This window comes from Rhizobium pisi, from assembly GCF_003938655.1.
Lineage (GTDB): Bacteria > Pseudomonadota > Alphaproteobacteria > Rhizobiales > Rhizobiaceae > Rhizobium > Rhizobium pisi.
Map to the genome: position 1 here is coordinate 25,999 of NZ_RJJT01000028.1, position 21,752 is coordinate 47,750.

Annotated in this window: 24 protein-coding genes and 1 pseudogene; 15 read left to right on the forward strand and 10 right to left on the reverse strand. The window is 62.6% G+C overall.

What is annotated here, in order from left to right:
* Nucleotides 1-212: 212 nt before the first annotated feature.
* Entirely contained in the window at nt 213-1,142 is a 930-nt protein-coding gene (locus EFD55_RS28490; RefSeq protein ID WP_125849787.1) for an NAD(P)-dependent alcohol dehydrogenase, read from the reverse strand.
* A gap of 86 nt (nt 1,143-1,228) precedes the next feature.
* On the opposite strand from EFD55_RS28490, the gene EFD55_RS28495 reads away from it, so the two are divergent.
* From EFD55_RS28495 to EFD55_RS28510, 4 genes are all read left to right on the forward strand, one after another.
* Nucleotides 1,229-1,828 (forward strand): TetR/AcrR family transcriptional regulator, encoded by a 600-nt coding sequence (locus EFD55_RS28495; protein ID WP_125849789.1) that lies wholly within the window; start codon nt 1,229-1,231, stop codon nt 1,826-1,828.
* 178 nt (nt 1,829-2,006) lie between these two features.
* Nucleotides 2,007-3,053: an isopenicillin N synthase family dioxygenase gene (locus EFD55_RS28500; RefSeq protein WP_125849791.1), complete on the forward strand. Its 1,047-nt coding sequence runs from the start codon at nt 2,007-2,009 to the stop codon at nt 3,051-3,053.
* 446 nt (nt 3,054-3,499) lie between these two features.
* Nucleotides 3,500-4,192 (forward strand): type 1 glutamine amidotransferase domain-containing protein, encoded by a 693-nt coding sequence (locus tag EFD55_RS28505; protein ID WP_125849793.1) that lies wholly within the window; start codon nt 3,500-3,502, stop codon nt 4,190-4,192.
* A 27-nt stretch (nt 4,193-4,219) separates the two neighbouring features.
* The gene (locus tag EFD55_RS28510) at nt 4,220-4,633 is read left to right on the forward strand and encodes a GFA family protein (RefSeq protein ID WP_125849795.1); all 414 of its coding nucleotides are present in this window, start codon (nt 4,220-4,222) and stop codon (nt 4,631-4,633) included.
* A 42-nt stretch (nt 4,634-4,675) separates the two neighbouring features.
* Here the strand turns inward: EFD55_RS28510 and EFD55_RS28515 are convergent, their stop codons facing one another.
* The 3 genes from EFD55_RS28515 to EFD55_RS28525 form a co-directional block, all read right to left on the reverse strand.
* On the reverse strand, nt 4,676-5,335 hold the full coding sequence (locus EFD55_RS28515) for a DUF3313 domain-containing protein (protein WP_125849797.1): 660 nt from the start codon (nt 5,333-5,335) through the stop codon (nt 4,676-4,678).
* A gap of 100 nt (nt 5,336-5,435) precedes the next feature.
* Nucleotides 5,436-6,803: an ATP-binding protein gene (locus EFD55_RS28520; protein WP_125849799.1), complete on the reverse strand. Its 1,368-nt coding sequence runs from the start codon at nt 6,801-6,803 to the stop codon at nt 5,436-5,438.
* Nucleotides 6,800-7,522 (reverse strand): response regulator, encoded by a 723-nt coding sequence (locus tag EFD55_RS28525; protein WP_125849801.1) that lies wholly within the window; start codon nt 7,520-7,522, stop codon nt 6,800-6,802. The genes EFD55_RS28520 and EFD55_RS28525 overlap by 4 nt, the downstream gene beginning before the upstream one ends.
* A gap of 303 nt (nt 7,523-7,825) precedes the next feature.
* Between EFD55_RS28525 and EFD55_RS28530 the strand changes: the two genes are divergently transcribed.
* The 3 genes from EFD55_RS28530 (at nt 7,826) to EFD55_RS28540 (ending at nt 9,554) form a co-directional block, all read left to right on the forward strand.
* Nucleotides 7,826-8,170, forward strand: coding sequence for a hypothetical protein (locus EFD55_RS28530; RefSeq protein WP_125849803.1), 345 nt, complete (start codon nt 7,826-7,828; stop codon nt 8,168-8,170).
* A gap of 145 nt (nt 8,171-8,315) precedes the next feature.
* On the forward strand, nt 8,316-8,933 hold the full coding sequence (locus EFD55_RS28535) for an outer membrane protein (protein ID WP_125849805.1): 618 nt from the start codon (nt 8,316-8,318) through the stop codon (nt 8,931-8,933).
* Between the two features lie 177 nt (nt 8,934-9,110).
* On the forward strand, nt 9,111-9,554 hold the full coding sequence (locus tag EFD55_RS28540) for an SRPBCC family protein (RefSeq protein ID WP_125849807.1): 444 nt from the start codon (nt 9,111-9,113) through the stop codon (nt 9,552-9,554).
* A gap of 357 nt (nt 9,555-9,911) precedes the next feature.
* On the opposite strand, the gene EFD55_RS28545 is transcribed toward EFD55_RS28540, so the two are convergent.
* From EFD55_RS28545 to EFD55_RS28550, 3 genes are all read right to left on the reverse strand, one after another.
* Nucleotides 9,912-10,841, reverse strand: coding sequence for a hypothetical protein (locus EFD55_RS28545; protein ID WP_125849809.1), 930 nt, complete (start codon nt 10,839-10,841; stop codon nt 9,912-9,914).
* Between the two features lie 251 nt (nt 10,842-11,092).
* Complete coding sequence (locus EFD55_RS33355; RefSeq protein WP_164737602.1) at nt 11,093-11,266, reverse strand: hypothetical protein; 174 nt, start codon at nt 11,264-11,266, stop codon at nt 11,093-11,095.
* 142 nt (nt 11,267-11,408) lie between these two features.
* Complete coding sequence (locus EFD55_RS28550) at nt 11,409-12,299, reverse strand: SDR family oxidoreductase (protein WP_125849811.1); 891 nt, start codon at nt 12,297-12,299, stop codon at nt 11,409-11,411.
* A gap of 90 nt (nt 12,300-12,389) precedes the next feature.
* Here EFD55_RS28550 and EFD55_RS28555 point away from each other — a divergent pair, with 90 nt between their 5' ends.
* The 3 genes from EFD55_RS28555 to EFD55_RS28565 all read left to right on the forward strand — a co-directional run bounded on the left by EFD55_RS28555 (nt 12,390) and on the right by EFD55_RS28565 (nt 14,389).
* Nucleotides 12,390-13,220 (forward strand): helix-turn-helix transcriptional regulator, encoded by an 831-nt coding sequence (locus EFD55_RS28555; protein ID WP_125849813.1) that lies wholly within the window; start codon nt 12,390-12,392, stop codon nt 13,218-13,220.
* A gap of 369 nt (nt 13,221-13,589) precedes the next feature.
* Complete coding sequence (locus EFD55_RS28560) at nt 13,590-13,868, forward strand: type II toxin-antitoxin system TacA family antitoxin (protein WP_245438600.1); 279 nt, start codon at nt 13,590-13,592, stop codon at nt 13,866-13,868.
* Nucleotides 13,865-14,389 (forward strand): GNAT family N-acetyltransferase, encoded by a 525-nt coding sequence (locus EFD55_RS28565; protein ID WP_205909816.1) that lies wholly within the window; start codon nt 13,865-13,867, stop codon nt 14,387-14,389. Before EFD55_RS28560 ends, EFD55_RS28565 begins: the two co-directional genes overlap by 4 nt.
* A gap of 109 nt (nt 14,390-14,498) precedes the next feature.
* Here the strand turns inward: EFD55_RS28565 and EFD55_RS28570 are convergent, their stop codons facing one another.
* A complete protein-coding gene (locus EFD55_RS28570; RefSeq protein ID WP_165504908.1) occupies nt 14,499-14,909 on the reverse strand; it encodes a hypothetical protein in 411 nt (136 codons plus the stop codon).
* 112 nt (nt 14,910-15,021) lie between these two features.
* On the opposite strand from EFD55_RS28570, the gene EFD55_RS28575 reads away from it, so the two are divergent.
* The 3 genes and pseudogenes from EFD55_RS28575 (at nt 15,022) to EFD55_RS28585 (ending at nt 18,075) form a co-directional block, all read left to right on the forward strand.
* The gene (locus tag EFD55_RS28575; RefSeq protein ID WP_125849817.1) at nt 15,022-15,342 is read left to right on the forward strand and encodes a hypothetical protein; all 321 of its coding nucleotides are present in this window, start codon (nt 15,022-15,024) and stop codon (nt 15,340-15,342) included.
* Nucleotides 15,336-16,184, forward strand: coding sequence for a hypothetical protein (locus EFD55_RS28580; protein ID WP_125849819.1), 849 nt, complete (start codon nt 15,336-15,338; stop codon nt 16,182-16,184). The genes EFD55_RS28575 and EFD55_RS28580 overlap by 7 nt, the downstream gene beginning before the upstream one ends.
* A gap of 376 nt (nt 16,185-16,560) precedes the next feature.
* Nucleotides 16,561-18,075: pseudogene (locus EFD55_RS28585) on the forward strand (cadherin-like domain-containing protein).
* A 155-nt stretch (nt 18,076-18,230) separates the two neighbouring features.
* On the opposite strand, the gene EFD55_RS28590 reads toward EFD55_RS28585, so the two are convergent.
* Nucleotides 18,231-18,704: a VOC family protein gene (locus tag EFD55_RS28590; protein WP_125849903.1), complete on the reverse strand. Its 474-nt coding sequence runs from the start codon at nt 18,702-18,704 to the stop codon at nt 18,231-18,233.
* A 229-nt stretch (nt 18,705-18,933) separates the two neighbouring features.
* On the opposite strand from EFD55_RS28590, the gene EFD55_RS33360 reads away from it, so the two are divergent.
* A complete protein-coding gene (locus EFD55_RS33360; RefSeq protein ID WP_165504909.1) occupies nt 18,934-19,077 on the forward strand; it encodes a hypothetical protein in 144 nt (47 codons plus the stop codon).
* A gap of 146 nt (nt 19,078-19,223) precedes the next feature.
* Here the strand turns inward: EFD55_RS33360 and EFD55_RS28595 are convergent, their stop codons facing one another.
* On the reverse strand, nt 19,224-19,454 hold the full coding sequence (locus EFD55_RS28595; protein ID WP_125849820.1) for a YjiS-like domain-containing protein: 231 nt from the start codon (nt 19,452-19,454) through the stop codon (nt 19,224-19,226).
* A gap of 158 nt (nt 19,455-19,612) precedes the next feature.
* Between EFD55_RS28595 and EFD55_RS28600 the strand changes: the two genes are divergently transcribed.
* On the forward strand, nt 19,613-21,616 hold the full coding sequence (locus tag EFD55_RS28600; protein ID WP_125849822.1) for a BTAD domain-containing putative transcriptional regulator: 2,004 nt from the start codon (nt 19,613-19,615) through the stop codon (nt 21,614-21,616).
* Nucleotides 21,617-21,752 lie beyond the last annotated feature (136 nt).

Genomic DNA, 21,752 nt, shown 5'->3' on the forward strand with positions numbered 1-21,752 from the left:
CCCCTCTCCCCGCAAGCGGGGGTCCGGAGGACGGGTCGAGACAGGCGGCTCGACCCCGGTAGGGTTAGGGTAAGAGGCAGCCTTCTCCTGCACCTGCTATCGCGGGCGCGGCACCCTCCGGCCTCCCTCATGCTGAGGCGCGCAGCCCGAGAGGGCGGAGCCTCGACGCACGCGCCGCAACGCTGCTTCTTGCATACCAGCCGGCGGCGCCTTTAGAACGTGAGCACCGTCTTGCCGGAGGTGCGCCGGCCGGTTTCTGCATCGGCGATGACCGACAGGGCGTCGGTGAAGGGCGCTTCCAGGCCGATCGCCGGCCGCAGCGTGCCGCTGGCGGCGAGCTCGGCGATCTCGGGGAGGCGCTTGATGCCCATGGTGGCAAAGGCGAGCTTGTAACGGCGAGATAGCATGCCGCGCAGGAGCCTGCCGGGTGTCGGGTTGATGTCGACGAAGACGCCGCGCGGATTGAGCATCGAAAGCCCGTGGCCGACGTCGAGCGTGCCGAGCGTGTCGAAAACGGCGTCATAGGTTCCGCCCCGCGCATAAGCCTCGCTGTCGGAATAGGCGAAGATCGGGGCGACGCCGGCGGCTCTCGCGCTGTCCCTCGATGCCGGTCCGCATGCGCCGGCAACATGCGCGCCGCGGGAGATGGCGAGCTGGACGGCGAAGGCGCCGACCGCGCCGCTGCAGCCGTTGATGAAGATGCGCGCGCCGGGACGCGCCTGCGCCCTGTCGATGACAGCCGCCCATGCCGTCATCGCGGCAATGGGAAGGGAGGCCGCTTCGGCGAAGGAAAGCTGCGGTGGCTTTTTCGCCACATGGTCGGCTTTCACCACGACCGCTTCGGCAAAGGCGCCGGATTTCTTGAAATCCACGGTGCCGAAGACTTCATCGCCGACCGTGACATTGCCGACATTGCGGCCGGCCGCCTCGACGAGCCCGGCAAAATCGGTGCCCATAGCTTTCGGGAAACGTCTGCCGGTCACCAGTTTCATCGCGCCCTGACGCAGTTTCCAATCGAAGGGATTGATTGCCGCGGCTTTCACCGAGACGCGCACTTCGCCGTCGCCGACCCTAGGCACGTCGCATTCGCCGAAATACATTTTTTCCGGCCCACCATAGCGATCATATTGCACTCTTTTCATATCAGTCCTCGCAAATTCCACTGCTGGGTAGATATTGCACTGAGTGTAATTTTACAAGAGATGCGATTTTTGATATCGCTCTCGATATGGAACAGGATCGATCGACACAGGAAGGCTGGCGCGAGAAGAAGCGGCGGGAGACGCTTGAGCGTATTACCGATTCAGCGCTCAGGCTCTTTGCCGCCGATGGATACGAGGCGACGACGCTGGATGCGATCGCCGAGGCAGCCGGCATCTCGCGGCGGACGTTCTTCTATTATTTCTCATCGAAAGAGGAGATTCTGGCCGCTTGGCAGAAGGGCCTGCCGGAGGCTTTCCGCACCGCCGTTCTGGCGGAAGCGGCGGATCAGCCGCCGCTCGATGCGATCAGGAACGCTCATTTGAAACTGATGGCGAATTTGGATGCCGGGCAGGCGATGGTGATCGACCGCATTCTTCGCTCGAATGAACAGCTGCGTGCGAGCAACCAGAGCAAATATCTGCAGATGGAGCAGACCACCTTCGAGGTGTTGTGCGAGATGTGGCCGCAAATTTCGCCGCGCAAGGCGCGTATGCTGGCGATGATCTCCATCGGCGCCTTGCGCCTCGCCATCGACGGATGGATGGAAGAGCAGGGGCGGAGGCCGCTTGCCGATTGTGTCAGGGAAGCCTTCGCCGATCTGAGAGCCGAACTCGCCGGTCGGTAAGGCGGATCGCGTCCTGATCGACGGCGTGACGAACGTTTGTTTCCCGGCGCCTTTCTCCAGCGCAAAGCTTTTTCGTGAAGCACCGGGAACGGCGAATGTGGCGTCGTTCAAAGCGTGCCCATTGCGCCTATGCTCATCGAAAACCGTCATCGATGCGTCGCCAGCTACAGGATATGCCATGAGCCTTCCATCTTCCTCGATCCCTGCGGCGGCCTCGCTGCCGACCCTTGATCTCTCGCGCTATTACGGCTCTTCCGAAGGGCGCGCGGGCTTTGTCGCCGAGCTTCGCCATGTGCTCCATGCCCACGGCTTCTTCTATCTCACAGGGCACGGCGTCGATCCGAAGCTGATCGAGGATGTGGTTTCGACGGCAAAACGCTTCTTTGCGCTTCCCCTGGAAGAGAAGCTCGCGATCGAGATGGTGAAGTCGCCGCATTTTCGCGGCTACAACAGGGCGGGGCAGGAGCGCACTCGCGGCGAGCGGGATTGGCGCGAGCAGCTCGATATCAATACGGAGGGCGAGGCCGCCGAGATCGGGCCGGATACGCCGCCGTGGAAGCGCCTGCAGGGGCCGAACCAGTGGCCGGCGGGCCTGCCGGAGCTGAGGCCGCTGCTGCTTGCCTATCAGGCCGAGGTGACGCGCATCGGCATCGACATCCTGAAGGCGATCGCAGTCGCACTCGGCCAGCCGGAAGACGTCTTTGCCGAAATCTACGAGCCGCAGCCCTCGCAGTTCCTGAAAATCATCCGCTATCCCGGCCGCGAGGTGGCGGAAACCGACCAGGGCGTCGGAGCCCACAAGGACGGCGGCTTCGTCACCGTGCTGCTCCAGGATACGACGCCTGGCCTGCGCGTGCGCACCGAAGAGGGCGAATGGATCGGCGCGCCGCCGGTGTCGGGCACCTTCGTCATCAATACCGGCGAGCTTCTGGAGCTTGCGACCAACGGCTTCGTTCGCGCCGATGTGCATGACGTCGTCGCACCGCCGGCCGGCGTCGAGCGCTTCTCCGTCGCTTTCTTCCTCGGCTCGCGGCCGGACGCGACGATCCCCGTCATCGCGCTTCCCGACGAGCTGAAACGCGCCGAACGCGGCATCTCCGTCGACCCGCTCAACCCGATCTTTCGCGAGGTCGGCATCAACCAGCTGAAGAGCCGCCTGCGCTCCCACCCTGACGTCGCCGAGGTCCATCACGCGGATCTGGTGCGAACGATTTTGGTGGGGTGAGAGAGGGCTGTGGGTCAGCATGACGGAAGGAGAGGGCGTGCCGTGTGGCCCCCTCATCCGCCTGCCGGCACCTTCTCCCCGCCGGGGAGAAGAGACTCGCGGCAGCGCCGTACATCTCTCTCACCCGACACCCGAGGAACTGATGAGACCGCGGCTCGCTCCCTCTTCTCCCCGGCGGGGAGAAGGTGCCCGAAGGGCGGATGAGGGGGCCGCACGGTACGCCATGGCGATAAGCAGATAAACAGCCGGACACGCAGAGCGCTTCCTCCGCGCATTCCTCCACGATGACTCACTGCGCCCCTGAGTAGAAACACCCCACGCCGGAGCTTGTGCCCCGGCGGCCGCGGGTCTATGTTTTAGCCGTTTCAGCATGAGATCTGCAGCAGTATTTCACCGTAAACCCGGACGCCGGCGGCTTTGGTCGCGGCGGATGAAGGAGCTGAGCAATGAAAATTCTCATGGTTCTCACATCGCATGACCAGCTGGGTGACACCGGCAGGAAGACGGGGTTCTGGCTGGAGGAATTCGCCGCCCCTTATTTTGTGTTCCGCGACGCGGGCGTCGACCTCACGCTCGCTTCGCCGAAGGGCGGCCAGCCTCCGCTCGACCCGAAGAGCAACGAGCCCGGATTCCAGACCGACGATACGAGACGCTTCGAAGGAGATCCGGCCGCAAAGGCGGCGCTCGCCAACACCCGGAAGCTCTCCGAAATCCGCGCGGCCGATTACGACAGCGTGTTCTTCCCCGGCGGCCACGGCCCGCTCTGGGACCTGACGAACGACCGCCATGCGCTGTCGCTGATCGAGGACATGTTTGCGGCGGGAAAGCCGGTGGCGCTGGTCTGCCACGCGCCTGGCATTCTGATGAATGTGAAGGCGCCGGATGGCACGCCGATCGTCAAGGGCCGCACCGTGACCGGCTTCACCAATTCCGAAGAGGATGCCGTGCATCTGATCGACGTCGTTCCCTATCTGCTCGAGGACGAGCTGAGGGACCAGGGGGCAAAGTTTTCCTCGACGGTCGATTGGGCCGTGCATGTCGTCCAGGACGGGCTGCTGATCACCGGCCAGAACCCGGCCTCGTCGAAAGAGGGCGCCCGCATGCTTCTTGCTGCTCTGAGAAAACAGGCCGCGGCTTGAAGCTGCCGACCGTGGGAGGTTTGACGCATGAGCAGGAAATATACCGGGCAATGCGCCTGCGGCGCGGTGAAATTCGAATTCGGCACCGATCCGAATTTCGTCGCCGACTGCCATTGCATGGATTGCAAGAGGGCGACGGGCGGCGAGGCGGCGACCTTCTTCGCCGTGCCGCAGGAGGATTTCACCCTGACCGCAGGCAGCCCCAAGGCGTTTCATTACATCGCCGATTCCGGCAAGGGGCTCGACCGCAACTTCTGCGGCGAGTGCGGCGCCCGATTGTTCAGCAGCAACCTGGAAAGCTTCCCCGGCCTCGTCTTCGTGACGCTCGGCAGCCTCGACCGGCCCGAGCTGATCGAGCCCGGGGTCGAAATGTTCACCAGGCGCCGGCTGAAATGGGCAAAGCCGCTCGATCTTCCGCAATTCGAGGGCATGCCCGGTTAAGCCGCTCGCCGGTGACGGCGAGCCGCTCGCTGGCTGGCACGTTTATCTCAACGCCTCAAGAAGAGCGTCTGCGCCCTTGCGGATGCCCACTTTCGAGGCGTCGAGGGCAGAGAAGGTGGCGCCGACATTCATGGCGTTCGGATATTGTTTCGTGATGAAGGCATAGAGCAGGCGGCTCGTCGCGGCATCGTAAATTTCCACCGCATAGTTCACCGAGCCGGTCATCGAGCCTTCGCGGCCCCTGACCGCCTGGACGCCATTATAGACGCCGCCCGCTACATCGAAATGCGAGAACGGCCCGAGCACCGGCGTCGTCGCCTTCGCCCCGGTCAGCGTCAGGCGGAGCCGCAGCGTGCCCGGTCCCGGCGCGCCGACGATGGCAAAGCGCGGTCTCAGCGTCTCCGTGAACTGGCTCTGCATGTAAGTGGCGAGCGCCAGCTTGTCCTTCTCTTCCATCTTGACGAACTGGCTGTCGGGGCCGCGATAGAGCGTCACAGGATCGATGATCATCTTGTCATACTGGCGCCAATCGACATTGCTGCGGTAGGCGTAAGGGATGCGGCCGCCATCATCCTCAGGGTTCGGCCGAAGCTGCCCGGCCGAGGCGAGCCCCTCATAGACCGTCGGGCTCGCGGTGGTGCAGCCTGCAATGGCCGCAGAGGCCGCGGCCAGCACCACGGCGATGGGGAATGATCTCTTCAATTCGGGCTCCTGGGAATTTGACCATAGGTCGACAGGAGCCGTTTCTACCCGCAAGCGAGGTTGCGGAATTTTCTTTGATGTTCGGAAATGTTCGCCGAAATCAGCTCTCAGGGGGCGAAAGTTGGCCGGAGCCGGTGTCGTGGACCGGAGGCAGGCGGATTTCCACGACGAGACCGCCGGGCTTTCCGTCCCGTAGCGTCAACGTACCGCCATGGCCTTTCCGGATGATGCCTTCGGTCGTCGGCAGGCCGAGCCCGAAGCCACCGCCCACGCCTGTCGTGCGGGCCTCGTCCGCCTTGAAGAAGGGCTCCAGCACGCGCGCCTTGAGCTCATCCGTCAGCCCTGGGCCATTGTCCTTCACCCGGATGAAGACGCCGTGGTCGCCGGCCTCCTGCAATTCGATCTCGATCTTCGTCACGTAACGGGAGGCGTTTTCCACCAGATTGGTGACGGCGCGCGTCAGCGCCTGCGGCTTGCACGTATATTTCAGCCGCCTGGGGCCGGAATAGGCGACATCGACGCCGGCTTCGGAAAAATCGGTCGCGACCGTCTGGAGCAGGCTCGACAGGTCCACCTTGCGTGACGGCACGTTGTGCCGGGCATCTGTCAGGAAGGCCAGCGCCTCGTCGATCATCGAATCCAGCATGGTGAGGTCGGCGAGCATCTTTCGCTGCAATTCGGGGTCTTCGCAGCGCTCGGCCCGCATGCGCAGCCGGGTGAGGGGCGTTCTAAGATCATGGCCGATCGAGCTCAGCATGCGCGTGCGGCTTTCGGCCATCTCAAGGATGCGGTTGCGCATGACGTTGAGCGAGGCGGCGAGGCTGCGCACCTCCACGGCACCCTCCGCCACGAAGGGCTCGGTGAGGCTGGCATCGGTGCTGGCGCGCTCGGCGGCCGTCGCAAAACGGGTGAGCGGGCGGGTGATCAGCCAGCTGCTGAAGAAGGCAAGGAGCGCCAGCGGAATGACGATCTTCAGGATACCGCTGGCAACCGCCGGAAAGAACCACAAGGCACGGGGAAAGACGGGCAGAGAAAAGGCAAGCGCCCGGTCGGCATCGATCTTGACGATGAGAGGCGGAGGCGCGACCTGCCTGTCGAATATATGGCGCAGCTCACGGAAGAAATCGCCATCCAGGGCGCTGCGCAGTTTCGGGAGAGTTTCGGCGGGAGAGCCGGCAACGGCTTCGCCGGGATAGGGCAGCTGGCTGGCGGGTATCCTGGCGACCCTTATTCCGAGCCGTTCGGCAGCCGCCAGAACGGCGACCTCTCCTTCGACCGAATGCGTCTCGCTGAAGCGGTCGGCGATGCCCTCGATCCGTCCCGCCAGCAGCCCGATCTCCAGCCCCCGGTCATGACGGCCATAGATGAAGGGTTCCGTGGTCGAGGCGACGACGGAGACGAGGACGACGAGCAGGATCGCGAGGAAAAGGATCTGCGTGCGGATGGACGCCCCGCGGAGATATTTCAAGCGAGCCGCTCCACGGTCGCGGCAAAGAGATAACCGCCGAGGCGAACCGTCTTGATGAAGGAAGGGTCCCTGAGGTTCGGTTCGATCTTCTGCCGGATGCGGCTGATATGCGCGTCGATGCTGCGCTCGACCGGCCCGGCCGAGCCGGCATGCGTCATCGACAGGAGCTGTTCGCGCGTCAGCACCTTGTTCGGGTTGCGGCAGAAGGCCCAGAGCAGGTCGAATTCGGCCGTCGTCATGGAAACCTCGTCGCCATCGGCATCGAAGAGCTGGCGGCTGTTCGGGTCGATCCGCCATCCCGAAAAGGTAAGCGGCGCGGGCACCTCCTCCTGCCGCAGCGACAGCGCCGCCCGGCGCAGGATGCTGCGGATGCGGGCGACGAGTTCGCGCGAGTTGAACGGCTTGGTGACGTAGTCGTCGGCCCCGAGTTCGAGCCCGACGATGCGGTCGATATCCTCGCGCCGCGCCGTCAGCATGAGGATGGGGATAGCGCGCGCGGCGCGAAGCCGCATGCAGATGCTGAAGCCGTCCTCCCCCGGCAGCATGGCGTCGAGAACGACGAGGTCGAATTTGCGGCGGCCGAGCAGGCGGTCCATCTCGACGCCGTTTGCGACGGACGCCGCATCGAAGCCGTTGTTTTTCATCAGCTCGATCAGCATGGCGGCGATTTCGGGATCGTCCTCGACGATGAGGATGGCGGCTTGCTCGGATAGCGTCATGTCATGGGCTGCTGCAGGAGGTGGAAGGAATGCCGGCTTGCCGGGCGACGGGCGGACTATCTCATCTGGATACCGGTATGTCACGCTGTACTCCTGATCTGAAAGGCTGCCGGGTTTTAGAATACCGGAGTGCATCGTCGCGCTGCATTCTGATTTGTTGCGAAATGTTGCGGGCGGCCGACGCGGTATCTCAGGCGCAAGCGCCGGCCGGAACAACAAAAAATCTTCCGACATACAACGCAACACGAAATCCTCGCCAAATCTGCTCCCCTACGGCTGAACCCCTTGCCGGAGAGCAGCAATATGGCCGATGCCGAAAAGATCCGGAATGTCAGGCTGCGGCCGCGCCTGGCGCGCCTTCCGGGCACGCGCGGCGACCTCTGCGGCTGGGCTGTCTGCCTCGGTGGCAATGCGATCTTCTGGCTGCTTGGCGCGAGCCTGGTGCAGTTTGCGATCTTCGACATGCTTTGGCTGGTCACAGTCTCCATCCGGCATGGCGGGAGCAGGGAGGCAGCCCTTGCGGAGGCAAGCGCCGGGGAGCGCGCCTATTATCGCCTGGGTTTCCTGGTCTTCCTTCTGAGGGTGGTGATCGCCTGCGACGCTGTGACCGTCATCGTCGACAGCCTTTCGCCGAACCCGCTCGGCTGAGGCCATTCCTTACGCCGAGACCGGCTCGCAACAAAACGCAATGTCAAAAGACACTCCGCAACACCGGCGCGGGGCATGGTTCTCAAGAGCCGGGCGGCGTTGCGATCGCCCTCTCTTTTTCTGTCAATGAAACGAGGCATCTCCCATGCATATCAGACTCGTCGCCTGCGCCGCCCTGGCGCTTTCGGTCGCTATCCCGGCCGCTGCCGCCGACCTCACCTACGAAACGCCGGCCGCCCAGCCCGGATGGCAGGTCTCCTCGGCCTATGATTGGTCGGGCTTCTATCTCGGCGCTCAAGGCGGCTATTCCTGGAGCCAGACGAAGATCCTGGGTTCGGATCAGGATGCCAATAGCGGCTCAGCCGGCCTGCATGCCGGCTACAACTTCCAATCCGGAAACATCGTCTACGGCATCGAGAACGACTTCAACTACAACTTCGAGAAGAATGGCGACGCGGACCTCGAATGGGATGCTTCCGGCCGGGCGCGGCTGGGCTATGCCTGGGGCCGGACCCTGTTCTTCGCGACGGCGGGCGCGGCGGCCGCCGGCGGCAAGGTCGATATCCCCGCTGTGGGAAAGAAGGACGGCATCTTGATCGGCTGGACGGCCGGCGGCGGCATCGAACACGCCGTCACCGACAATATCCTGGTGCGCGGCGAATACCGCCATCTGGATTTCGGCGACAAGGACTTCGGCTCTGCCATCGGCGATGTCGGCGCTTCGCAAGACAAGCTTCTCTTCGGGACCAGCTACAAGTTTTGAGATGGGGCGGATCGGCCGGGTTGTTCTCCCGGCCGATCCCTCGCAACATCCGCCGAATAATTTGCGCGGCATGCGCCAAGCAATTTTTCTTGAACAAAAGGTCGATCCGGTGTCGGATCGCGGAGGCCTCGGCCGTCCTAGGCTCGTCCATTCCGTCCATTCAAGAGGATCACGACCATGCCAAGCACCATCCGCCTGCACCGCGTTTTCGCGACCACCCCGGAGAAGGTCTATCGCGCCTTCATCGAAGCCGACGCGCTTGCCAAGTGGCTGCCGCCGAACGGCTTTCTCTGCACCGTGCATCACCTGGAGGCGTCGGTCGGCGGCACCTTCAGAATGTCCTTCCGCAACTTCACGACCGGCCACGCCCACGCCTTCGGCGGCGAATACCTTGAACTCGTCCCGGGCGAGCTCGTCCGCTACACCGACAAGTTCGACGATCCGAACCTGCCCGGCGAAATGGAAGTCACCGTGACTCTGAAAAAGGTCTCGGTCGGCACCGAGGTCAATATCACCCAGGCCGGCGTGCCCGACGTGATCCCGCCGGAAGCCTGCTACCTCGGCTGGCAGGATTCGCTGCGCAATCTTGCCCAGGTGGTGGAGCCTGACATTAACGAGTAGGGTGGGGATTGGCTGCGGTTGCCCGGGGCGGCCGGCGCGATTGGCGCCGGCGCTCAAGAGAGCCTCGAAGGCGAGGCGGCTAAGATCCCGGATGCGAGGGGTATAGTACGTCCTCTATTGGTGCCCTTCGCTTTCGCTTCGTGCATTCGCGGCTTTGCCGCTCACCCCCTCATCTGCCTGCCGGCATCTTCTCCCCGCTGGGGAGAAGGTGGCCCGAAGGGTCGGATGAGGGGGGGCAGGAGCGCTAGCGACGAGCGCCTTGAGCGGCAAGCGGAAGGCAGATGGCCCCTACGATGCCTGGAAAAAAGACACCCACCCGCGATCTGATATCGCCGAACACCACGCCCCTCATAAGCATCAATTCCTGATCCCGCGTTTCGCCAGCGCGTGGCGTGCGGCCGTGGCGCCCCAGTCGTCGGAGAGGTCCTGTCTCTCGATCTCGGCCTCGGCGATCGGCGTTGCGAGGATCACCGGCACGGAGCCGAAGGGCAGGCCTTCGATCCGGTCGGCAGTGCGGCTCAGCATGATGCGGGTCAGCGGCGCGTAATCTTCCGTCAGCCGGCAGAAGAGGATGGCGCCGTGCTTTTCGACGTCGCGGGCGACGCGATGGCCGTCGGCCATCAGGTCGCCGATGTTGATCAGAAGGTTCGCCCAGTTGCTGATTCCGGCCGCGTCAAGCGTTGCGGCATCGAACTCCATGTAGAGTTCGCATTCGACGCCGTTCTCCGGATCGGCAATGCCTGCCCAGGGGGTGGAAAGGCCGTCGGTGGCGAGTATCAGCTTTCCCGGCGCATCGATGGCGAGGATGCGGCGGTGCGGGCCGAACCATTTCGTCTGATTGTAGATATTGGCCGTTTCGCGCTCGGCGGCAAAACCCACCTGCAGCGCGCCGCGACCCTGCCAGAAGGCGCGCCGGGCGGCGGCCGCTTCCTCGTAGACCGGGTCGTCCGGCCCGCGCGGGACGATCGCTTCGTCAAAATTGGTTTCGAGCGTGACATCAGCGCGCATGAAGGGAAATTTCGGCTTCTTCCAGCGGATCACCACTGTGTTGAAGTGTCGTGGTGCTGCCGCATCGAGCTTTTCGACGACGTCGTCGATGATGCCGAGCGAATAGCTGGGGTCCTCCGGAAGCTGCCTGCCTTGGGCATCGCGATAGCCGCCCGTGCGGGAGGAATGGCCGGCCTGCATAGTCGTGGCGGTCCATTCCCCGCTGACGGCGCCCACCGGCGCCTTGCCGAGAACCGGGGCCAATTCCCGGATCGCATCGTCAATCGAATAGGATGCCACGTCGCCCCTCCGCCTTCGCTCACAGATCCCACTGCGGCAGAAATTAGGGCGGAGGCGTTGCCGATCAATGACGGGCGGCCCGAGAGAGCCTCACCTTGGAGAGCCCAGGAGACTGCCGCCGTTCGGAATATCTTCCTTGCATGTGGGATGAGTAATGGGACAGAGGAAAGGGCGTGCCGCGGACACCCACGGCACGCCCTTTCGAAATGCCCCATCACCATAAACGCAATAGGAAGAGCGGCTTTCCGCCCTCAATTGCTTCCGTCGTTCGGCCGCGCCTTGGCGCTGTCGTTGGTGGTCGAAGAGGCGGTTTTGCCATCGGGTTGCTGGCCGAAATAGGTACCGCCGAGATGGCCGCCGGCGCTGGTGTTTTCGACCTGCCGTTCGGCGCGCTTCTGAAGTTCCCTAGCGTTGGTCTTGCTCATGTTCGGCTGCATTTTTGTGGTTGCGACCTCTGAACAACCGACGGGGGCCGACACTGTTCCATATTTTCCGGTCCGGTAAGGCTCTCTTGAGCGTCGGCATCCTCCAACGCTGCTCCCCGAACGAGGGGGCGCCCACCCAAGGTTACCCGCCAAAATAAGCCGGGTGGTCCATATCCGCTAGGAGATCCGGCTTCCTCGGCTGCCAGCCGAGCAGCGCCCGGGTATGTTCGCTTGATGTCGGAATGTCGAAACCCGCAAACATTCCAAACCAGCCGAAATGCTCCACCGCCTCTTCCTGCGAGAGCGAAACCGCCGGCACGCCGAGGCGGCGGCCGATCAGTTCGGCGATCTCACGGAAGCGCACGCCTTCTTCCGCTACCGCGAGGAAGGGGCCGTCCTGCGGCCCATGCTCCAGCGCCAGGCGATAGACGCGGGCGGCATCCAGGCGGTGCACGGCCGGCCAGCGGTTCTCCCCATCGCCGATATAGGCGGAGACGCCCTTTTGCCGGGCGGTATCGATCAGGATCGGCACGAAGCCATGGTCGCCATGGCCGTGCACCGAGGGCGGAAGGCGGACGGTGGAGGCGTTGATGCCGCGGGCGGCAAGGGCTGCCGCCGTCGCCTCGGAAGCACGAGGATAGGTATCCGATGTCGGCAGCGGCGGGTCCTTTTCCGTGGCGATGCGGCCGGGCGCATGGCCGAGGCCTGCGGTGACGAGCAACGGGCGGGTGGAGCCTTCCAGCGCGGCGCCGAGCGCCTCGATGGCGCGCCGGTCGGCGGCGCAGTTTTCGGCGAATTTCGAGAAGTCATGGTTGAAGGCCGTGTGGATGACGCCGTCGGTCTCGGCCGCGCCGCGCCTCAGGCCCTCCAGATCGTCGAGCGTGCCGCGCTGAACGTCAGCGCCTGATGCCGCCAGTTCTGCCGCTCCCTTGTCCGAACGGGCAAGGCCGAGCACCTGATGGCCGGCGCCCAGCAATTCGCTGACGACGGCCGAGCCGACCCAGCCGGTGGCTCCAGTGACGAATATGCGCATATCGATATCTCCTGATTTGATGGGACAGATATCGGCCGGGATGCTATCATGGTAAAGTAGTGACATTATCATGGTATAAAGGCTAACAGGATGAGCGAATTCATCGCCTCGGACAATCGGCTCGGCACCTATCTCAAGGACCGCCGCGCCAAGCTCGATCCCGCCGCCTTCGGCTTCGGGGCGGAGCGGCGGCGCACGCCGGGGCTGCGGCGCGAGGAGGTGGCGGGCCGCGCCAATATCAGCCCGACCTGGTACACCTGGCTGGAGCAGGGACGCGGCGGCGCGCCGTCCGCCGACGTGCTGGATCGGATCTCACGCGCCCTGATGCTGACCGATGTCGAGCGCGAACACCTCTTCCTCATCGGCCTCGGCCGCCCGCCCGAGGTGCGCTACCGCAGCGAACAGGGTGTCACGCCGCGGCTGCAGGGCGTGCTCGACGCGCTCGATCCGAGCCCGGCGCTGATCCGCACCGCGATCTGGGACGTCGTCGCCTGGAACCGGGCGGCGACCGTGCTGCTCACCGATTACGCCGCGCTGCCGCCCGAAGAGCGCAACGTGCTGCGCTTCATCTTCCTCGACCCGCGCGTGCGGGCCGCCCAATATGACTGGGAAAGCGTCGCCCGCTTCGTCGTCGCCGCCTTCCGGGTGGATGCGGCGCGTGCAGGCGCGGCCGCCCAAGTGGAGCCGCTGGTCGACGAACTCTGCCGCAAGAGCCCGGAATTCCTCGCCATGTGGAGAGATAACGACGTGCGCACCCACGGCGAGGGCGCCAAGCACATCGAACACCCGGTCCTCGGCCGCCTCTCCTTCGAATATTCCTCCTTCCAGGTGGACGGCCGGCCTGATCTCAGCATGGTGGTGTATAATCCGGCGACGGCGGAGGATGTGGCGAAGATCAGGGGTTTGGTGGGCGAGGGGTGAGTTCTGACGATAGCCGGCGCGGCATCCTCTGCCGCTCCTCATGCTGAGGTGCACAGCCCGCAGGGCGAAGCCTCGAAGCACGCGCCGCAGCGTTGCTTCTTGCATCTGTCGACGCGGGGCGCGCCCGCCTCGCCCTTCGAGGCTCCAGCCAAGGATGAGGCTCTCTCATCCGCCGACGGCCCTAATGCCGCGCAACCGGGCGACGGTAGAGATCAAGGGCTGGCGGGGTGAAGAAAGTTTGGCGAACTTTCTCGAACCGGAGTTTTAAGGTCGACGCCAGAACTCATTTTGTACTCATTGAAAGCATACGACGATTGACATGCATTGCCATCTTTCGTACTCTTTCAATAAGTACAAATGGAGGCTGCCGTGCCGAGAGTGGCTGTTGAAGACAACGAACGCATGAGCCTGCGCATTGCCGCGGCCGCCAAAGCCAAACTGGTGCGGGCGGCGGCGCTTCGCAATACGGATCTCACCAATTTCGTGACGCAATCCGCATTGCGCGAGGCGGATTCCGTCATTGCCGAAGCGGAGGTCATCAAAGCATCGGAGCGCGATTACGGGCGCATTCTCGAACTTTTGGAAAATCCGCCTCAGCCGAATGACAAGCTGCTGGCCGCTGCCGGCGCGTTGCCGAAATCGATATGACGGCTTGGCATGAAGAGCCGATCGGTAAACATCACGATCGCAAATCCTTCGACTGCGGCGATGCCGATCTCAACGATTTTCTTCAGCGTTATGCACGCCAGAGCCATGATCAGGGCGGCTCCAAGACCTTCCTTGCGATAGACGATGCCGACGGAAAAACGGTTTTCGGGTTTTATAGCCTCGCCCCGACATCCATCAAACCGGAGATCGTGCCTGATGGCGTCAAGCGCGGTCTCGCCCGCCACGAGGTGCCGGGCTTCCGGTTGACGCGTCTGGCTGTCGATAAACGGCTGCAAGGGCAGGGGATGGGCGGCCAACTGCTGCTGGCTGCCGGCAAGCGATGCCTGCGCGTCACCGCCGAGGTCGGCGGCGTCGTGATGGCGATCGACACCAAGAACGACAAAGTGGCTGACTGGTATAAGACATACGGCGCGCTTGCGCTGATCGACTCGCCCCTGTCGCTGGTCATTCCCCTCGCCACGATAGCGGCCGCATTAAAAGCGGTCGGCAGTCGTTCCTAGCAGTGCGTCTTCAAGCGGCGGGAGCAATCGACAATGGGCGATTTTCGCTTCCAGGCATCAATTCATTCCGTAGGCGGCTTCGGCATCGTATGACGCCACCCTGGACCTCCTACTTGACGACTTTCACGTCGGCCACGCCCTCTACGATGCGGCCACGCTCTTCGGGAGTCCTGAGAATGAACTTGTCACTGCCGACGTAGCCAGGCTGCGAGGTGTAATAGACAACAACGCCATCCGCTTTGACTTTGTCGCATTTCATCTTCTTGCCGCCTGAATCGACGACAACCGGCTGGTGGAGAACCTCGGTGCGCCCATGCTTGGGCTGCTCGACGATATCTACACTGGGATAGTCAATAAACTTGCAATCGCCATTGAGGTGAGCGTTCTGCAGCACCGACGTCCTTACGCCGCTCCGTGCTGTCATCCGGTGAGAATCGTGTCTGACATTTGACGTCGTCGTGCAGTTCGAAAGCGAAATCATCGCGGCTGCCAATATCAAGTATATAAATATGTTTTTCATTTTAAATCCTCAACTTTGGCTTGAATGAATATTGATTTTCGCTCGAAGTCAATCAGAGTTGGAGGTGGCGATTCTTGTAATTCCCATTTCCAAACATTGGCGAGGTTCGATCTTGAAAAGACGTGTCGCGGCGTGTGCATTCTTGCTCGTGGGAGGCATCGGGTTGCTTGCGGCCGACGGCGGGAGGGCCGATGATATTCCTTTCTTCGCCCGCCGCGATGTTCCCGATTACAAGGCTTCGCTTGAAATTCGGGAATGGTGGGGCGAGGTAAAAACCTTTTCGCGCTCGGTTCTTCATCACAAGGGATGGACGAAGGTCGAGGAGGTCAAGGCTCCGGTCACGACCATCTCCTATGGGAACTACTTCGATAATCCCTTCATAGGCTCGCAAAATCGGAGGATGACGAAGATTTCGCGACCGCACTCGTGCTGAAGGTGACGCCTCCGGAGGCGAAGGAAACCGGGGAGTTCGGCATCAAGGGCGGCGAGGTTTGCAAATGGTGGGAACTTGTCCAGAAGGTTGAGGTGGAGGGTTTGTTGCAACTGCCCTGGCGCAGTTGCGTGACGAGCGATGGCATCGAAGTCGGCACTGACGAGTCGTTCAGCGAAGGAACAAGCCAGGACGGAACAGCGTTGGTCGGGCTCGAGCGCGGACCGGTGGCGGAAGCCGATGTCAGGCCGCCGAAACGAATGTTCGAGCCGGCCTTCTGGCTAAGGCCGCTTCGGAGCTACCCCGACAGGCCTGCAGATCGCGTCGATTTCGATGTCAGAATGAGAAAGGTCGGCGACCAGTCGGAGGTGAGGCTCCTCAGGCACTATCCATGGCGGCTCGAAGAGCGTCGCGATCCTGATGGAGCGGTGCAGTTCAAGGTTTGGAACGAGCTTGAGGACCAGGGCATGGCGGTCTCGACGACGGACGACCAGCATCGCTTCGAGGCTCGCCGTTCGCCGCGCGCGCCCACTTATCCCTACACCGCGTTCGACAAGACATTCGAGCGGGTCGACATGAAAAAGCCAGCCTCGCACCGCGGAGTGGACTGCGCCTGGTTCGATTTGAAGCCGGATATTCTGAAGCCGGCCGTCAAAAATGTCGTCAGAGCGGAATGTGTCACGCCGGATGGCATACCGTTGAAATTCATCGGTCTCGATTCATCGGGCGCAGCCGAGATCTTCACCGCCTTCGACGCCAGACGCCGGCCGGTCGATTTCAAGGAGATGATCCCGCCGCCGGAACTGATCGATCCGTTAACATGGGGATTCACCGTCGGCGAGTGACGGGAGCAGGCGTCGCCGATGCGCCCGCCTCGTCCTTCGAGGCTCCAGCCTTCGGCTTCCGCGCCTCAGGATGAGGCTCTCTTGAGTGTTGGCGCGGCATCCTCCGAGGCCCCTCATGCTGAGGTGCGCAGCCCGGTAGGGCGAAGCCTCGAAGCACGCGCCGCAGCGTTGCTTCTTGCATCTATCAACCGCCGGCGCCCCGCCTCGTCCTTCGAGGCTCCAGCCTTCGGCTTCCGCGCCTCGGATCAGTCCCTCTCGAATGACAAAGCTGTGAAACGCTAAAATACTACTCTTGCTAGAAAAACTGTTGACCTGCCCGGTCCCGGCTGCTTTCCTCCCGATCGACAAAGGCGAACGGATCTTGAAGGAGATATCCATGACGGAGCTTGCAAACCCTGTGGCGGTCGATGATGTCAGGAGCGCTTCCGAGACTGATGTGATTTCAGGCAATCTGCTGGACAATGATCTGGCCGGGGGCTCCGGAAACCTGTTTCTCAGCTTCTTCGACAGCGAGCGGGTTCTTGCCAAGAAGGAGGGTGCGATCACCGATATCGAGGGTGAGCACGGCACGTTCCACGTCAGGGCCGATGGCTCCTACAGCTACACGCTGAACGAGGCTTCCAAGGCGGGTTTTCTCCAGGGGATGACGCTGACGGAGACGATCGGCTACAAGATTTCCGATGGCGCCGGCAATACCGATGTCGGCCACTTCAAGCTCGATATTCACGGCGTCACGAACTTGCCGGTCGCGGTCGATGACAGCTTCTCCTTCCACGAGGGAAGTGAGATGGCCCGCAACGTGCTTGCCAATGATCACGCGGGAGAGGCGACCGGCGCGCTCTTCCTACGCTCTGTGGGTGGCACGAGCATTGCCACCGGCCAGGGACAGACGACTGACGTGGCGGGCGAGTTCGGCACCTTCCATTTCTCGGCGAACGGCAGCTTCACCTACGATCTCGACCCGGCCGTCAAGGCAGGCCTGAATGACGGCGAGCATGTGACGGAGAAGCTGCAATACAAGGTCTCCGACGGCGCCGGCCACGCGGATGCCGGCGTGATCACGCTGACTGTCGACGGCGCGACGGACGGGAAGTCGTTGAATACCAATCATGTCGAGGCCCAGGCCGATGTCGTGCGCCCCTTCGATGACCATTACGAACTCCAGGGGATGGCGATCGATCCGCTGACGGGCAAATTTTACGTCAGCTCCGGCGTTGGCGATGCGGACGACCATACGGTGGCGATTTACGACAATGCCGCTGCATTCGAGGCTGGTCACGCCAGCAGTTCCATCTCCCTTGCCGGATTTGACATCGCCGGGACCTATTTCTCGGTGCGCGGCGGCGAGATCATCGGACGGACCGACGAGGTCGGGTCGGGGACTTGAGCCGACCAGACCTACGTGGCGAAATGGGATAGCGCCGACGGATCGCTCGATCAGCAGGGTGCCCCGATCCCCGGCCTTATCGGCCAGAACGGGCCGGGCACCTTCGGCTGGGGCGGATTTACGGCCGTCAATACGATCCAGGATTCGACCGGGATCTACGTCGTCGGCCGCCTCAACGATTCCACCTGGCAGGTCTCGAAGCTCGATATCGATACGCTGAACCCGATCGAATCCAAGACTTTCGCCGCAGGCGGCATGGGATACGTTTTTGCCGTCGACGGCACCTTGTTCTTTGGTGAATCCCATAGCAGTGGGCATATAGGCACTGCCTTCGACTTCGAAACCGGCGTCAAGACGGCCGTCGATATCACCATCGACGTGCCTGGAGACGATTACATCTCCAACGTCGTCTACGATTCTGCAGCAGATGCGCTCTACATCTCGAACACCATTCCCGACCAAATCTCCGTGGTGCATCATGCCTCGGATATTTTGTTCGCCTGATCCATAAGCCTCGCGCCAGCTTCGGCTGGCAGAAGGCGGGCATTGATTCTCCCAGGATCTATTGCGATCGATTTTCAGCATGAACAGCCCCGCCAATGATTGGCGGGGCTTTTTGCTGTGACATCGTCTCCGGCTAGGCAAAGCTGCGGCACGCCTCAGCCGCGCCGGGCGGCTTCGATTGCGGCGATGTCGATCTTGCGCATGGTCATCATTGCGTCGAAGGCGCGTTTGGCCTCTGCCGGGCTTGCCTTCAGTGCTTCGCCCAGCACGCGCGGGGTGATCTGCCAGGAAACGCCCCACTTGTCCTTGCACCAGCCGCAGGCGCTTTCCTCGCCGCCATTGTTGACGATGGCGTTCCAGTAGCGGTCGGTCTCTTCCTGATTTTCCGTGGCGATCTGGAAGGAGAAGCATTCATTGTGCTTGATCGAGGGGCCGCCGTTCAGCCCGATGCAGGGAATGCCGGCGACGGTGAATTCGACGACCAGCACCTCTCCCTGCTTGCCGTCCGGATAGTCTCCAGGCGCACGAATGATGGCGCCGATGGCGCTGTCGGGAAAGACCTCGGCATAGAAACGGGCGGCAGCTTCGGCCTCCTTGTCGTACCAGAGGCAGATCGTGTTCTTGTTCAGCATCGGGCGGTCCTTTCGTTTTCCATCTGGGGGTTGAAATAAGAGGCGGGCCTGCTTTCTCCAGTATGTGGAAACCGTTTTTGGCCAGATGTTACCGATCTGTTGAAGTTTCCCCTGAGGTCGATGTCATGCAATCCCCCGGTTGAATAAATCCATTTGCTTTGCTTGAGAATATTCAGTATATATTTCTAATATAAGATAAACCGAACTGTGTCAGAAAGACATTTTCGTGAAGTTCTGGGCGTTCATTGCGGCTTTTGTTCTGAGTGTATTGCTGTGGAGCAGTTTTTACTACGGTGGCCGTGGAATTTTCGGCGCGATTGATACTTTGCAGCGCTTTGCCGAAGGTGCAATCGGCGACAAATCAGAATAAATCGGAAGCGCGCAGCAGGCTTCTTGTAATGGGTGCGGCAGCCTCCCACGCCCCTCATGCTGAGGCGCGCAGCCCGAGAGGCCCTGCGGGGCACCTCGGGATGGGGCCCTCTTGAGCGCTTGGGCGCCTGTCGTCGTGGAGGCCGCCTACCTCATCGACAAAAGCTTGGTCATTGTTCCCGCCTTGATTTCGAGCGTCGGGCGATTGGGTGGGGGATAGCCGACATCGTCCAGTTGATCGCTTGTCAGCTCGGCCAATGCCCTTCGTGTCGCGGCTGCTTGCCAGCGTGCCTTGACTGCTTCTATTATCGCCACGGCGCTTTCAAACAGGCCTGTTTGCAATGCTCGGCGTGTGAGGAGAGAGTGTGTGTCGGTCATGGTCGATCTCCTTTCCTGATCGCTGTCGACCTTGCCATGCGGCTTGAGCGGCGCTGTTCGTCCAAGCGTGAACGGCGGCGAAAAAGCCGTTAAATCAGCGTTAAATCGATCGACCGAACTGCCGATTTCGCCGGGGCGGTGACGATTGGAGGCAACTGGTGCGCATCCGTTTGCTTGGCGGCCTCGATGTCACTTCGCCCGAAGGCGAGCCGATCCGCTTTTCCATGCGCAAGACCTCGCTTCTTTTCGCGGCCCTGGTTCTGGCTGGCCGGCGCGGCCACCGGCGGGAGCCGCTGGCCGAGGCATTCTGGCCGGGGCGTGGCGATGCGCAGGCGCGCAATAGCCTGCGGCAGGCGCTCGTCGATATCAGGCGATCATTTCCGAACGGGATCGAGGGCGATCAGGACGGCGTCGTGCTGAAAGCTGATATGCATGAGGTTGATGTCTGGCTGTTTGACCGAAAACTCGAGGAAGGCCGCCCCGCCGACCTCGCGTTGGCGGCCGATCTTTATCGCGACGACATCCTGACCGGCGTTTCCATTCCCGAAGAGCTCGGTGAGTGGTTCGGATTCTATCGAACCACCTACCGGCGCAAGGCGCTGCAGCTGGTCGAGCGGCTGAGCCTCGTGTTGCCGGCAGCCGGCTCGGCCGAAGAGATCGCCTGCGAGAGCCTGGCGGAAAGATTGCTGGCTTCCGATCCGACCGCCGAGCCCGCGCATCGCGCCCTGATCCGGATCCACGCCGGCCGGGGTCATGAAAACGCCGCCCGGCGCCAGTTCGAGTTATGCCACGCTGCCTTGAAAAAGCATGTCGGCGCCGAGCCCGAGGCGGAAACGAGCGCGCTTACCGCATCGCTGCGGCCGCGGGACGGCAACGAAAATTTGCGGGCGATCCCGCCGGTGCAGGGCGTGGCGGAGCCCCGCGGCGTGGCGAGGCCGCCTGTCCCGCCGTCCCACTCCGATCGCCCGTCGGTTGCCGTTCTGCCCTTTCAGAATCTGAGCGGGGACAAGGAGCAGGATTATTTCGCCGACGGCATCGTCGAGGACATCATCACCAAGCTCGCTCAGTTTCGCCACCTCTTCGTCATCGCCTGCCAGTCGAGCTTCGCCTATAGAGGCGAGCCGGTCGATCTCAGGCAGATCGGCTTGAATCTCGGTGTGCGTTATATCGTCGAGGGAAGCGTGCGCAGGGCGGGCGAGCGGCTGCGGATCAGCGGGCAGCTCATCGATTCCTCGAGCGGGCTGCATCTGTGGGCCGATCGTTTCGATGGCGCGCTCATGGATGTCTTCGATCTCCAGGATCAGATCGCTTCCAGCATCGTCGGCGCGATCACGCCACGCGTGGAGGAGGCCGAGATCGAGCGTTCCAAACGCAAGCCGACCGAAAGCCTCGATGCCTACGACTATTATCTGCGCGGCGTGGCGATCCACGACAGAACTGCGATCAGCCGGGACTCCATCGATGCCGCCCTGCAGCTCTTCATGAAGGCGATCGAACGAGACCCGGCATTCGCCGCAGCTTATGCCAGGGCTGCGCGGTGTTACGCCTCGCGCAAGAGCCATCGCTGGATGGCGGACCCTGCGAAGGAGACCGCCGAGGCGACCGGACTGGCGAGGAGGGCGATCGAACTTGGAAGAGACGATGCCATCGCTCTGTCCTATGGCTGCTATGTCCTCGGCTATGTCGGCGGCGATCTGGATGAGAGTGCGCTCTGCATCGACCGCGCGCTTGCGCTGAACGCGAACCTCGCCGTCGCCTGGGGCTACAGCGCCTGGATCGAGGCTTGCCTGGGAGAGCCGGACAAAGCCGTCGAGCGGGCTGCGCTCGCCATGCGCTTGAGCCCGCGCGATCCCCGCCTGTTTGCCTGGGAGTTCAACACTGCGCTCGCCTGTTTCTGCGCCGGGCGCCACATGGATGCTGTCGGATGGGCAAGAAGGGCTCTGCGCTCGCAACCGAATTACGCCAGCGCGATCCGCGTCACGGCGGCAAGTTATGCTCTTGAAGGACAGATCCTTCAGGCGAACGAGATGATGGCCCGCCTGCGCCAGCTCGATCCCACGCTGCGGCTATCCAACCTCTCGGACGTCCTGCCGCCCTTTCGCCGGCCGGGCGATCGCGCCAACTATATCGAGGGGTTGCGAAGGGCCGGGCTTCCGGAGTGAGGGAAAGGTGGGCGACGCGGGGGCAGGGGGCGGCGACGCTCTCCTTTTGAAGCGATCGGCCTTTGCTCCCGGCATCACGGTCACAACTTCGTGCTCAAGGGGTGAAGGCGGCAGGCTGGCATGAACCAAAGTCTGG

Coding starts and splice junctions, on each gene's coding strand:
- EFD55_RS28490 (WP_125849787.1), bottom strand. CDS start 1,142: ATGAAAAGAGTGCAATATGATCGCTATGGTGGGCCGGAAAAAATGTAT.
- EFD55_RS28495 (WP_125849789.1), top strand. CDS start 1,229: ATGGAACAGGATCGATCGACACAGGAAGGCTGGCGCGAGAAGAAGCGG.
- EFD55_RS28500 (WP_125849791.1), top strand. CDS start 2,007: ATGAGCCTTCCATCTTCCTCGATCCCTGCGGCGGCCTCGCTGCCGACC.
- EFD55_RS28505 (WP_125849793.1), top strand. CDS start 3,500: ATGAAAATTCTCATGGTTCTCACATCGCATGACCAGCTGGGTGACACC.
- EFD55_RS28510 (WP_125849795.1), top strand. CDS start 4,220: ATGAGCAGGAAATATACCGGGCAATGCGCCTGCGGCGCGGTGAAATTC.
- EFD55_RS28525 (WP_125849801.1), bottom strand. CDS start 7,522: ATGACGCTATCCGAGCAAGCCGCCATCCTCATCGTCGAGGACGATCCC.
- EFD55_RS28530 (WP_125849803.1), top strand. CDS start 7,826: ATGGCCGATGCCGAAAAGATCCGGAATGTCAGGCTGCGGCCGCGCCTG.
- EFD55_RS28535 (WP_125849805.1), top strand. CDS start 8,316: ATGCATATCAGACTCGTCGCCTGCGCCGCCCTGGCGCTTTCGGTCGCT.
- EFD55_RS28540 (WP_125849807.1), top strand. CDS start 9,111: ATGCCAAGCACCATCCGCCTGCACCGCGTTTTCGCGACCACCCCGGAG.
- EFD55_RS33355 (WP_164737602.1), bottom strand. CDS start 11,266: ATGAGCAAGACCAACGCTAGGGAACTTCAGAAGCGCGCCGAACGGCAG.
- EFD55_RS28550 (WP_125849811.1), bottom strand. CDS start 12,299: ATGCGCATATTCGTCACTGGAGCCACCGGCTGGGTCGGCTCGGCCGTC.
- EFD55_RS28555 (WP_125849813.1), top strand. CDS start 12,390: ATGAGCGAATTCATCGCCTCGGACAATCGGCTCGGCACCTATCTCAAG.
- EFD55_RS28565 (WP_205909816.1), top strand. CDS start 13,865: ATGACGGCTTGGCATGAAGAGCCGATCGGTAAACATCACGATCGCAAA.
- EFD55_RS28570 (WP_165504908.1), bottom strand. CDS start 14,909: ATGAAAAACATATTTATATACTTGATATTGGCAGCCGCGATGATTTCG.
- EFD55_RS28595 (WP_125849820.1), bottom strand. CDS start 19,454: ATGACCGACACACACTCTCTCCTCACACGCCGAGCATTGCAAACAGGC.